Source organism: Peptostreptococcus canis (assembly GCF_014229965.1).
GTDB lineage: Bacteria > Bacillota > Clostridia > Peptostreptococcales > Peptostreptococcaceae > Peptostreptococcus > Peptostreptococcus canis.
In genome coordinates this window covers 1-12299 of the sequence record NZ_JABGBW010000011.1, presented here as the reverse complement: position 1 = coordinate 12299, position 12299 = coordinate 1, and the positions used below count along the sequence as shown (strand labels likewise).

General features: G+C 30.0%; 11 protein-coding genes. 10 read left to right on the top strand and 1 reads right to left on the bottom strand.

Annotated elements, in window-relative coordinates:
* Nucleotides 1–28 precede the first annotated feature (28 nt).
* The 10 genes from rnc to trmD all read left to right on the top strand — a co-directional run bounded on the left by rnc (nt 29) and on the right by trmD (nt 10465).
* Entirely contained in the window at nt 29–739 is a 711-nt protein-coding gene (gene rnc, locus HLB29_RS08535; RefSeq protein WP_185624746.1) for a ribonuclease III, read from the top strand.
* A complete protein-coding gene (locus HLB29_RS08530) occupies nt 736–1803 on the top strand; it encodes an elongator complex protein 3 (RefSeq protein WP_185624763.1) in 1068 nt (355 codons plus the stop codon). The genes rnc and HLB29_RS08530 overlap by 4 nt, the downstream gene beginning before the upstream one ends.
* Nucleotides 1804–1819: 16 nt before the next feature.
* Nucleotides 1820–5371 carry a chromosome segregation protein SMC gene (gene smc, locus HLB29_RS08525; protein ID WP_185624745.1) on the top strand — a complete coding sequence of 1184 codons (3552 nt, stop codon included), beginning with the start codon at nt 1820–1822 and terminating at the stop codon, nt 5369–5371.
* An 8-nt stretch (nt 5372–5379) separates the two neighbouring features.
* Nucleotides 5380–6624: a signal recognition particle-docking protein FtsY gene (gene ftsY, locus HLB29_RS08520; RefSeq protein ID WP_185624744.1), complete on the top strand. Its 1245-nt coding sequence runs from the start codon at nt 5380–5382 to the stop codon at nt 6622–6624.
* 150 nt (nt 6625–6774) lie between these two features.
* Nucleotides 6775–7134, top strand: coding sequence for a YlxM family DNA-binding protein (ylxM, locus tag HLB29_RS08515; protein WP_185624743.1), 360 nt, complete (start codon nt 6775–6777; stop codon nt 7132–7134).
* Nucleotides 7134–8492 (top strand): signal recognition particle protein, encoded by a 1359-nt coding sequence (gene ffh / locus HLB29_RS08510; RefSeq protein WP_185624742.1) that lies wholly within the window; start codon nt 7134–7136, stop codon nt 8490–8492. The genes ylxM and ffh overlap by 1 nt, the downstream gene beginning before the upstream one ends.
* 150 nt (nt 8493–8642) lie before the next feature.
* On the top strand, nt 8643–8915 hold the full coding sequence (gene rpsP / locus HLB29_RS08505; RefSeq protein WP_185624741.1) for a 30S ribosomal protein S16: 273 nt from the start codon (nt 8643–8645) through the stop codon (nt 8913–8915).
* 21 nt (nt 8916–8936) lie between these two features.
* Entirely contained in the window at nt 8937–9170 is a 234-nt protein-coding gene (locus HLB29_RS08500) for a KH domain-containing protein (protein ID WP_185624740.1), read from the top strand.
* Between the two features lie 69 nt (nt 9171–9239).
* Nucleotides 9240–9758 (top strand): ribosome maturation factor RimM, encoded by a 519-nt coding sequence (rimM, locus tag HLB29_RS08495; protein WP_185624739.1) that lies wholly within the window; start codon nt 9240–9242, stop codon nt 9756–9758.
* Nucleotides 9758–10465 (top strand): tRNA (guanosine(37)-N1)-methyltransferase TrmD, encoded by a 708-nt coding sequence (gene trmD, locus HLB29_RS08490; RefSeq protein ID WP_185624762.1) that lies wholly within the window; start codon nt 9758–9760, stop codon nt 10463–10465. Before rimM ends, trmD begins: the two co-directional genes overlap by 1 nt.
* A 151-nt stretch (nt 10466–10616) precedes the next feature.
* Here trmD and tyrS read toward each other — a convergent pair whose 3' ends face one another.
* Nucleotides 10617–11840: a tyrosine--tRNA ligase gene (gene tyrS, locus HLB29_RS08485; protein ID WP_185624738.1), complete on the bottom strand. Its 1224-nt coding sequence runs from the start codon at nt 11838–11840 to the stop codon at nt 10617–10619.
* Between the last annotated feature and the right edge of the window lie 459 nt (nt 11841–12299).

The following is a 12299-nucleotide window of genomic DNA, read 5'->3' as shown; positions in this document are numbered from 1 at the left end:
AAAGATTTAAAGGGAAAGGAGTGATAGAATGGCGTCTTTAAAAGAGTCAATGAGAAAAAACATTGCAAAATTTGAGCAAGTCATACAATATGACTTTAAAGATAAGGAACTATTGCAAATAGCACTTACACATTCGTCATTTGCTAATGAACACAAATGTTTTAAATATAATGAAAGATTGGAATTTTTAGGAGATTCCGTATTGGGATTGGTAGTTAGTGATTATATTTTCAATATAAAGAAAAATTTGCCAGAAGGCAAACTTACTATTATTAGAGCGAGTGTAGTTTGTGAAGAATCTCTATGTAAGATTGCTAAGAGAATTGATATAGGAAAATATTTATTTTTGGGCAAAGGTGAAAAAATATCTGGCGGAAGAACCAGAACTTCTATTCTTGCAGATGCTACTGAAGCACTTATAGCAGCTATATATTTAGATGGCGGCTATGAAAAAGCAAAGGAATTTATATTGTTCTATCTTAAAGATATAATTAATACTTACCTTGATGGGGATGTGTTCAGAGACTATAAGACAATTTTACAGGAAGTTGTGCAGAGCCAAAATAGTAATCTTTCTTATAAATTGGTCGGAGAAGATGGTCCGGATCATAATAAAGTGTTTAAAATGCAAGTGAAGGTTGGAAATGAAGTTTTAGGTATCGGACAGGGAAAAAACAAAAAGGAAGCAGAGAAGGAAGCAGCAAAAGATGCTTTAAAAGTGATGGGAGAAATAAAATAATGAAAAAAATAATCCCTATTTTTGTTCCCCATCAAGGATGTCCACACGATTGTATTTTTTGTAATCAAAAAAAGATAACAGGTGTGTCAACAGATATGACGGGAGAAAAAACAAGAATGATTATTGAAGAAGCCCTTAAAACTATTCCAAATAGTGCCTCAATAGAAATTGCTTTCTTTGGTGGCAGTTTCACTGCTATTGATAAAAATAAACAAGTTGAATTACTTTCGGTTGCAAATGAATACAAGAAAAAGGGAATAGTCGATGATATAAGAATGTCAACTAGACCTGACTGTATTGATGAGGATATTTTAAAACTTGTAAAAAAATATGGAACTACAATAATTGAGTTAGGGGTTCAATCTATGGATGAAGGTGTACTAAAAAGTAGTATTAGAGGACATAATAGCGATATAGTTGAAATTAATTCAAGACTCATTAAATCATTCGGATTCAAATTAGGTCTTCAAATGATGATAGGTCTTCCAACTGATACAGAATCTAAATGTATTTATACTGCCAGACAATTTGCAGAAATATCGCCCGATTTCGTTCGAATATATCCAACATTGGTAATAAAGGAAACCGGTCTTGAAAGAGCTTATGTTGAAGGTTGGTACAAACCCTTTTCAATCAAAGAATGTATTGATATAGTAAAAAAAATAATTACCATATACGAAAAGGCGAATATAGAGGTTATTAGAGTTGGTCTACAAGCTACAAAAGATATTCAACCTGGCAGAGATGTGATAGCTGGACCTTATCATCCTTCATTTAGAGAGCTTGTGAAAACTGAAATGATAAAAGACTATTTGATAGATGTTATTGGCAAAAGAAGTTTCGAAAATATAGTAATTTATACTGACAACAAAAATATTTCAGCCGTTGTTGGTAATAAAAAATCGACCAGAAAGTTTATAAATAACGAATATAATGCAAAATTTAAAACAGTTACGAATGCAAAACTATTAAATAAAATGGTGATAGAAATTGATGGAATTATTATAGATACAGTAAGTTTTAACAATATGTATTTAAGGCTAGGAGAAATATATAACCTTTAGGTGGAAAGGAGGTCGTATGTATTTAAAAAAACTTTCATTAAAAGGATTTAAATCTTTTCCTATGAAGACTGATATTTATTTTGAAGAAGGGGTTACTGTAATAGTAGGACCTAATGGGAGTGGTAAAAGTAACATATCAGATGCAATAAGATGGGTTCTTGGTGAACAGAGTGTTAAAAGTTTACGAGGAGAAAAAATGGAAGATGTTATATTTTCAGGAACAGATTCCAAAAACCAAATGAACTATTGTGAAGTTTCAATTACTTTAGATAATTCTATTGGACTTGTTGATGAAGAGCTTGAAGAACTTGTTGTGAAAAGAAGAGCATACAGAAGTGGTGAATCGGAATATTACATTAATAACAACAAATGTAGACTTAAAGATGTAAGAGAAACACTTATGGATACGGGGATAGGAAAAGACGGATACTCTATAATAGAGCAGGGAAAAGTAGAAGAAATACTTAGTAATAATCCTGCTAACAAAAGAAAAATATTTGATGAAGCATGTGGGATTGCTAAGTACAGATATAAAAAAAATGAAGCTGAGAAAAATTTAAAAAAATCTAGTGAAAACTTAGAACGCATTATTGATATTTATATGGAAATAGATAATCAGTTAAAACCTTTGGAAAGGCAACAAGAAAAGGCTAAAAAGTATTTAGAAATAAGCTCTGAACTTAAAAAACTTGAGATTAATGATATTATTATTCAAAATAGTGATCTGGAAAATGAAATATCAGACTTGGCTTTTCAGATGTCTGAACTGGAAAAAGAAAAAAAATTACTGGAAGAAGAAAAAAATACTATAGAGAAAGAATTAAGTGAAATTACAATTGGTGTTGAATCAGTAGAATTACTTATTGAACAGTTTAATGAAAAATCTGTCGAATTGGGAAATAGCATATCCGGTAATAAATCTGAACAACAGATTACTAATGAAAAAATAAATGGATATTTAAAAGATATTGAAAGAAAAAAAAGTGAAATTGATATCATATCTAAAAAATCAAAGTTAGAAGAAGAAGCTTTGAAAAAAGCAAACAAAAGAGCGAATGAAAATTCATATGAAATTGAAGAATTAGAGAATATTTTAGGAGAAATATTTGATAAAAAACTATCTCTAGAGAAAAAGGTAAAAAATATTCAGGAAGAAATAGAAGGTAATAAAAATATTTCCATTGAGATTTTAGAAAAAAAAGAAGAAATTGCAGGAAAATACGCTACTGTCAATGCTAATATTGAGAATATGGACTTAAAAATAGAGTATAGTTTAAAAAATATAGACTTAATTAGCAAGGAAGTAGAAGAGATAGAAAAAAATATTCAGGAAAAGAAAATTGAAAAAGATAAACTTAAAGTCATTTATAATGATTTTTCTGAAAATATTTTATCCTCTCAGGATAAGTTGGATAATTTAGATAAAAAACTAAATAAATTTAATTCGGATTATCAAAATATAATAATTAAAAATGGTAGTTTAAATAGTAAAAAAAATACTTATTTAGAGATGGAAAATCATCATGAAGGTTTCAATAAAGGTGTAAAAGAAGTTTTAAAGAATAAATCTATTCAGGGAATTTTTGGAGCGTTTGGAGAACTTATTTCTGTCCCTCAAAAGTATGAAAAAGCTATGGAAGCTGCTTTGGGTGCAACTATTCAAAATATAGTTGTTGATGGGGAACAAAATGCAAAAAAAGCAATAGATTACCTGAAAAAAAATAATTTAGGTAGAGTAACTTTTTTACCCATAAACACTATGAAAAGTAATAGAATAAATATTAATCCCAATGCTTTTAAATCAAAGCCTATTGATATAGCATCAAATTTGGTTGAATATGACGAAAGATTTAGGAATGTTGTTGAAAATGTAATGGGTAGAGTTGTCGTTATAGATAATATTGATAAGGCTATATCTTTTGCTAAAGAATCCGGTCATAGATATAGAATAGTAACTCTGGATGGCGATATCATTAACCCGGGAGGTTCCATAACTGGTGGTAGTTTAAAAACATCTGGTAATATTTTGTCCAGAAAAAGAATTATAAAAGAGTTATATGACGAAATATCTGAGAATGAAGATATATTACTAACTATAAAATCATCAATTGATAAATTGAATGGTGAAAGAAGAATTATTGAAGAGTTGATAGTGTCATTAGGTGAAAAAAAATCTAATATAGATAAAAAACTTATATCAATTACTACCGAAATAAAATTGATAGAGGATAAAAAGCTTGAAAAAGAAAAGGCAATTCTAGATTCTGAAAAAAGTGTTGGTGATACCAAAGAAACTATAAAAGAAAATAAAAAGAAATTTGAAGAATATAAAAATATTTTGGAAAATTTAACAAATAAAAATGATTATAATTCCAGCAATATCTTAGAATTACAGAAAAATTTATCTGAGATAGACGATAGATTGAATAGGGTAGTAAAAGAATACAATGATAATAATTTGAATTTAGTCAGAATGAAACAGATATTTGAGAATAATATAACTGAAATAGAAAGAATGAAATCAAATATAGAAGAGTATAAAGATACTTGTATTAAATTAAATGATTCTGTGACTAGAAGTGAAGGTGAAATTAATTTACTGGATGATTTGATTGAAAGTCTAAAGTCTGACTTAAAAACACTTGAAATGGAAAAAAATGACATTATAGAAAAAATTTCAGACAAAAAGGTTGAAAAAGAAGATTTAAGAAATAGATTAGAGGAAAAAACAAAAGAGCTTAGAGTTCGTGATAGAGATAACGCTGAAATCAGTGAAGATATATTTAAAGTAGATTCTAAACTGAATAGAGCAAAATACAGCAGGGATAATCTATTAAACAGCCTATTTGAAAAATATGAAATGACAATTGTTCAAGCAATGGAATTGAAGGATAATAGTGTTAATATTGATTATGGAAAAATAGAAAAACTAAAAAAATCTATTAAAGCTCTAGGAAATGTAAATCTTGATTCTATTGAAGAATACGATGAAGTAAAAGCCAGACATGATTTCTATAAAGGACAAAAAGAAGATTTAGAAGAGTCCATTATATCAATAAATTCTTTGATTGATGACTTAGTAGAAAATATGGAAAAAGAATTTATTGACAAGTTTTATACCATTAATGAAAATTTCAAGAAGGTATATAAAAAATTATTTGGAGGAGGAACTGCCAATCTGAAAATAACGGATGAGGAAAATATATTAAGTTGTGATATAGAGATAACAGCTCAACCTCCAGGTAAAAAAATGAAAAATTTATCTCTTTTATCAGGTGGCGAAAAGGCTTTAACGGCTATTTGTATACTTTTTGGTATACTTATATCAAAACCAACGCCATTTTGTATACTTGATGAAATAGAAGCGCCTTTAGATGATGTAAATGTATATAGATTTGGAGAGTATCTTAAAGAATTAAGCGAAGATACACAATTTATTGCTGTTACTCACAGAAGAGGAACAATGGAAGTTGCAGACTATATATATGGTGTTACAATGCAAGAAAAAGGAGTATCCTCAATTTTGAGTATAAAATTGAATGAAGCAAAAGATATGGCAGAGGAATAGGAGGAATTATGTTTAAATTCTGGAAAAAATCAGATAATAAAACACAAATAGAAGAAAACATCAAAGGGGATTCTGAAATAGAAGAAAAAAAAGAACAAGTCAATACTGAAAATATTAAAAAAGATATTTCAATAGAAGGAGATTATAAATCTAATAGTACAGATAAAGAATCTGATTTGATTGAAAATATAAATATCAGTAAAAGTAGTGTACTTGAAGATGGTGAAGATGTCGAAATTTATACAAAGGAATCAGAAAATAACAATCAAGAATATTCCGATAAAAGTTCAAACAATGAAAGTATCGATAATGTTGGAAATGAGAAGCCTACAAATAAAAAAGGAATCTTTTCAAGATTGTTAGAAGGTTTATCAAAAACTAAAGACAATATAACAGGAAGAGTCGACAGTATATTAAAATCATATACAAAAATAGATGAAGAATTATTAGAAGAACTGGAAGAAATATTGATTACTGCTGATGTGGGACTTAATACTACTATGGAAATCATCAATAGACTTAGAGATATGATTAAGGAAAGAGGAATTAAAGATCCTATTGAAGTAAGAGATTTGCTTAAAGAAGTCATCGAAAGTATTTTGAGTGAAGGAGAATGTAAAATAGATATTGAGCCTTCTCCTGCAATAGTAGTGATGGTAGGTGTGAATGGAGTTGGAAAAACTACAACAATAGGAAAATTAGCCCAAAGATTTAAAGCCGAGAATAAAAAAGTAATATTAGCAGCCGCAGATACTTTTAGAGCAGCTGCATCAGAACAGCTTGATATTTGGGCAAAAAGAGTAGGTGTTGATATTGTTAAACACCATGAGGGGGCTGATCCTGGAGCGGTAGTATTTGATGCTATAAAAGCTACACAGGCAAGAAAGGCTGATATTTTGATCTGTGATACAGCAGGTAGACTTCACAATAAAACAAATTTAATGAACGAATTAGGGAAAATTTTTAAAATTATAGATAAAGAATTTCCAGAAGCAAAAAAAGAGGTATTGTTAGTAGTTGATGCGACAACCGGTCAAAATGCAGTTAGTCAAGCGAAAACTTTTAAAGAAGTGGCTGATATTACGGGGATTGTACTTACAAAATTAGATGGTACTGCCAAGGGAGGTGTTGTACTAGCTGTTAAATCAGAGGTAAACGTGCCTGTCAAATTAATAGGAGTTGGAGAAAGAGCAGAAGATTTACAGGATTTTGATTCAAAAACCTTTACAGATGCCTTATTTGGTGATGAATAAAAATAAAAATCTCTAGTAAGCAGTTAGCTTTGAACAATTCGTTTTATAAGGTATAAATCTATGATCTATTTAAAAAAATATTGACTTTTTAAAAGTCATAATGTATGATTAGTTGTGTAAGGTTATAAACCTTTACAGAAAGGGGTATATATGGATATAGAAAAAATGGTGGAAATTGAATTATTATATTCACAGTATGCATCCTTACTAACAGATAAACAGAGAGATATTATTTCTATGTACTATGAAGAAGATTATTCTTTAGGAGAGATAAGTCAAATTTTGAATATTTCCAGACAAAGTGTATATGATAGCTTGAAAAGATCTGAAAATGCACTTAAAGATTATGAAGAAAAACTCGGTATAGTAAAAAAATCTAATCTATTAGAAAAGAAAATATCTCTAATAGAGGAAGAAATATCTAAACTAGATAGGAGTTTGAATGGTAAAATTGCTGAAAATTCAACTCAGCTTAAAGTTTTATTAGAGGAAGTTAAGGAGTTGATATAATGATATTTGAAGGTCTATCAGACAAATTACAGAATGCTTTTAGCAAGCTTAAATCAAAAGGCAAACTTACAGAAACTGATGTTAAAGCTGTTATGCGTGAAGTAAAGATGGCACTTCTTGAAGCCGATGTTAATTATAAAGTAGTAAAAGATTTTGTAAAGGTTGTACAAGAAAGATGTGTTGGGGAAGATGTAATGAAAAGCCTTACTCCGGCACAGATGGTGATAAAAATAGTAAATGAAGAACTTACTGCACTTATGGGAGATGTTCAAAGTAAGCTTACCTTTGCACCTCAACCACCTACTGTCATAATGATGGTTGGTTTACAGGGTGCAGGTAAAACCACTACATCCGGTAAACTGGCTGGATATTTAAAAAAACAGGGAAAATCACCTTTATTGGTTGCTTGTGACGTTTACAGACCGGCTGCAATAACTCAATTACAGGTGGTTGGCGAAAAACTTGATATCCCCGTATTTTCTATGGGAGACAAATTATCACCTGTGGACATAGCAAAAGCTTCTATCGAGTATGCAAAAAACAATTCAAATGATATTGTTATAATAGATACGGCAGGTAGACTTCATGTAGATGAAGTATTGATGCAGGAATTAAAGGATATAAAAGCAACATCCGGACCACAAGAAATTCTATTGGTAGTCGATTCTATGACAGGACAGGATGCTGTAAATGTATCTGAAAGTTTCAATGAAGCTTTAGGTATAGATGGTGTTGTATTGACAAAGCTCGATGGTGATACTCGTGGTGGAGCGGCTTTATCTATAAGATCAGTTACTAAAAAACCTATAAAATTTATAGGTATGGGCGAAAAATTAGATAATCTTGAGCCATTTCATCCAGATAGAATGGCATCTCGTATATTAGGTATGGGAGATATGCTAAGTCTTATTGAAAAGGCTCAGGATGCTATGGATATGGAAAAAGCTAAAGAATTGGAACAAAAACTTAGAAAAAGTGAGATGGATTTTGAAGATTTTTTGACACAATTAGAACAGGTTCAAAATCTTGGCCCTTTGGATAAGCTCTTAGATCTCGTTCCTGGTATGGGAAATATGAAAGCCCAAATGGGTAATTTCGATGCCAATGGAAAAGAAATTAAGAGAACAAAGGCTATTGTTCAGTCCATGACAATTGAAGAAAGAAGAAATCCTCAAATATTGAATGCATCAAGAAAGAAGAGAATAGCAAGAGGAAGCGGCACCAGTGTACAAGATGTAAATAGACTTATAAAACAATTTAATGAGATGAAGAAAATGATGAAAATGTTCCAGTCTGGTGGAATGATGGGAAAAATGAAAAAAGGTGGATTCCCTAAATTACCTAATTTCCCGTTCTAAAATAAAATATTTATAAAGTTATTTACAAATTTAAATTGATATGATATAATGTTTGAGTGTTTCGGGTGTAAGGTAGAATACACTTACATTATAAGAATTAATAAATAGTAATTAATTAATATTAATAATGAAATTTTGGAGGTATAAGAAATGGCAGTTAAAATAAGATTAAGAAGAATGGGTACTCATAAGAAACCATTTTACAGAGTAATAGTAGCAGATGCTAGATCACCAAGAAATGGTAGATTTATTGAAGAAATAGGATTCTATAACCCAATTTCTGAACCAAAGCAGGTTAAAATTGATGAAGAAAAAGCAATTAAATGGTTAGTAACAGGTGCTCAGCCAACAGAAGTAGTTAAGAAACTATTTGCATCTAATGGTATAATCGAAAAGTTCGAAGCAACAAAAGCATCTAAGTAATCCTTTATAGGAGTTGATGATATGAAAGAGCTAATAGAAGGTATAGCTAAAGCTCTTGTTGATAATCCTGATAAAGTTGTTGTTGAAGAAATAGTTGATGGTAGAAATATTTTACTTAAATTAAAGGTTGCCGACTCAGAAATGGGAAAAGTAATTGGTAAAAAGGGTAGAATAGCTAAATCTATGAGAACAGTTTTAAAATCGGTATCCAACAAGAAGAGAGTTAATGTAACTTTAGAAATTGTGGAGGATTAGGCTTAGCCTAGTCCTTTTTTACTATAAAACTATTTATTTAAAAGTGTTCATTTTATAATTGGAGGAATAATGAAAGAAAAATTAGAGTTTTTCAGAATTGGTAAAATAGTTAAGACTAGAGGTCTAAAAGGTGATATAAAGGTATATTCTCATACCGATGATATAGAAAGATTTTTGGAACTTGAATATTTTTATATAGGCAAAGACAGAGATATAAAATATAAAGTAGAAAGGGTGAATATTATTGCCCCTAATATGGTAACTATAAAAATCCTTGGTTATGATACAATAGAAAGTGTACAGGAATTTATACAAAAATATATGTATGTTGATAGAGAAAATAGCTATAAACTGGAAGATGATGAAATGTTTATTGTGGACATGATAGGTTTAAAAGCGTATACAGAAGAAGGGATGTATCTAGGAAAATTAATTGATGTGTTACAATATACCACCAATGACGTTTATGTAATAAAATCGGATGAGGGAAAAGAGTATTTAATTCCTGCTACATATGAAATAGTTCCTGAAATAAACATTGATGAAAATAGGATGATAATTCGTCCAATAAAAGGATTGTTAGAATGATGAGAATATATGTTATGACTCTTTTTCCAGATATTTTCAATGCATATATAGGTGAAAGTATTATGAAAAGGGCTATAGATAAAGGGATTTTAGAGGTAAAACTATATAATATAAGAGATTTTTCAGACAATAAACATAAAAAAGTAGATGATTATCCTTTTGGTGGAGGTGCAGGCATGGTAATGACTCCACAGCCTATTTTTTCCGCTTATGAGCATATTTTAAAGGAAAATTCACTGGATAATCCAAAGGTAATATACTTATCTCCTAAGGGTAGGATATTTAATCAAAAAATGTCAAAAGAATTTTCAATAGAAGGAGATATTATTCTTTTGTGTGGTCATTATGAAGGAATAGATCAGAGAGTTATTGATGAAATTATCACTGATGAAATATCAATAGGTGATTATGTATTAACAGGGGGAGAACTGCCGGCACTTGTGTTAATAGATTCCATATGTAGATTAATTCCGGGAGTACTAAATAGAAATGAGAGTTTTGAAGATGAAACCTTTGAAAATAACCTTTTAGAATACCCCCAGTATACAAGACCCAGAGAGTTTAAGGGAATCGAGGTTCCAAAAGTTCTAATTTCCGGAAATCATAAAAAAGTAGATGAATGGAGATTAGAAAAATCAAAAGTCTTAACCAGAGAAAGAAGACCGGATTTATGGAATAAATACATTCAGAAAAGTGACAAGAAATAATTTATTATATTTTGAATATATAATTTAATTGATTTTTTAATAACTTTTATGAAAAAATATAAATTATTAAGCAGTAAGCCAAACGTATAAATACTATTTAGCTTACTGCTTTAAAAATAAATAATTAATTTTAATTGAATAATCAAAATTTCTATTTAATTATGGCTTTGTGGAAAGTTTTTTTACCTTTACGTATAATAACTTTGTCTCTAAGTTGTGATTCTTCTATATCAAGCCCAATATCTTCAACTTTCTGGTCATTTATAAATACTCCACCTTGCTGTATAAGTCTTCTTATTTCGCTTTTAGACGGAGCTAAACCACATTTGATAATAAGGTCCATTATATTTATCTTTCCTTCAGTCAAGTCAGAAGTTTCAAGCTCAGTAGTTGGCATATTTGAGTCATCACTACCACCTGCAAATAGTGCTTTAGAAGCAGTTTCAGCTTTTTCAGCTTCCTCTTTGCTGTGGACTAATACAGTAAGTTCAAACGCTAGTATTTCCTTCGCTTTATTCAACTGGGCTCCTTTCCAGGATTGCATTTTTTCAACTTCTTCTAAAGGAAGAAAAGTAAGCATTTTTATGCATTTCAGTACATCGGCATCATCTACATTTCTCCAGTATTGATAAAATTCAAAAGGAGAAGTTTTATTAGGATCCAACCATACTGCACCATTTGCAGTTTTGCCCATTTTTTTACCCTCGGAATTAAGAAGAAGAGTAATAGTCATTGCATAGGCATCTTTACCTAATTTTCTACGTATAAGTTCGGTTCCACCTAGCATATTAGACCACTGATCATCTCCACCAAATTGCATATTACATCCATATTCTTTAAATAGATGATAGAAATCATAGGATTGCATTATCATATAATTAAATTCTAAAAATGAAAGACCTTTTTCCATTCTGTTTTTATAACATTCGGCTCTTAACATATTGTTAACTGAAAAATGAGGTCCGACTTCTCTAAGCATATCTATATAGTTAAGACCTAGAAGCCAATCAGCGTTATTAACCATTATAGCCTTGCCCTCTCCAAATTCAATGAATTTTTCCATTTGAACTTTGAAGCAATCACAATTATGCTGAATAGTTTCTGGTGTCATCATATTTCTCATATCAGTACGCCCAGATGGATCGCCGATATAGCCTGTTCCACCACCAACCAGAACAACCGGAGTGTTCCCGGCCATTTGCAATCTCTTCATTAAGCAAAGAGCCATAAAATGACCTACATGAAGTGAATCAGCAGTTGGATCGAAGCCTATATAGAAAGTGGCTTTACCTGTATTGACTAACTCTTTGATTTCCTCTTCGTCCGTAACCTGCGCTATTAAACCACGGGCTACCAATTCTTCGTAAATTCCCATTTTCTACACCTCTTTCAAAATTTTTTATTGATTTGGTATATAAAAAAATAAGATAGCAAATAATAAATTGAATTATTTAAATAACTATATGAACTTAAATGATAAAATATTTAAAATATAAAATCAAATACAATAATTAAATTCTTAAAAATATTTACGCAAATCAATATATCAGTTATTATACATCATTAGTTATAAAAAAGAAAGTATAATAGTGTTATTTTTATGAAAAAAGAGAGCAATTATGCATTCTATTATTTAAATAGGGTTAATATTGTAGTTATAGAAAAATGCTAAATTAACTTTTGAACAATATTACGATTCAATTTATGAAAATGTCAAAAAAAATATTCTAAAAGCATGTCAACCGTAAATGAAAATGTCCCAAAAATTTTTAAACATTAGCACTGGTTTTCCAGTGCTTTTTTGCTATTTGGATATGCCGTGCACCCCAACAAG

Excerpts from the sequence above, each read along its gene's own strand:
- HLB29_RS08500 (WP_185624740.1), top strand. The coding sequence starts at position 8,937 with ATGAAAGAGCTAATAGAAGGTATAGCTAAAGCTCTTGTTGATAATCCT.
- ftsY (WP_185624744.1), top strand. The coding sequence starts at position 5,380 with ATGTTTAAATTCTGGAAAAAATCAGATAATAAAACACAAATAGAAGAA.
- rimM (WP_185624739.1), top strand. The coding sequence starts at position 9,240 with ATGAAAGAAAAATTAGAGTTTTTCAGAATTGGTAAAATAGTTAAGACT.
- ffh (WP_185624742.1), top strand. The coding sequence starts at position 7,134 with ATGATATTTGAAGGTCTATCAGACAAATTACAGAATGCTTTTAGCAAG.
- rnc (WP_185624746.1), top strand. The coding sequence starts at position 29 with ATGGCGTCTTTAAAAGAGTCAATGAGAAAAAACATTGCAAAATTTGAG.
- smc (WP_185624745.1), top strand. The coding sequence starts at position 1,820 with ATGTATTTAAAAAAACTTTCATTAAAAGGATTTAAATCTTTTCCTATG.
- rpsP (WP_185624741.1), top strand. The coding sequence starts at position 8,643 with ATGGCAGTTAAAATAAGATTAAGAAGAATGGGTACTCATAAGAAACCA.
- trmD (WP_185624762.1), top strand. The coding sequence starts at position 9,758 with ATGAGAATATATGTTATGACTCTTTTTCCAGATATTTTCAATGCATAT.
- ylxM (WP_185624743.1), top strand. The coding sequence starts at position 6,775 with ATGGATATAGAAAAAATGGTGGAAATTGAATTATTATATTCACAGTAT.
- tyrS (WP_185624738.1), bottom strand. The coding sequence starts at position 11,840 with ATGGGAATTTACGAAGAATTGGTAGCCCGTGGTTTAATAGCGCAGGTT.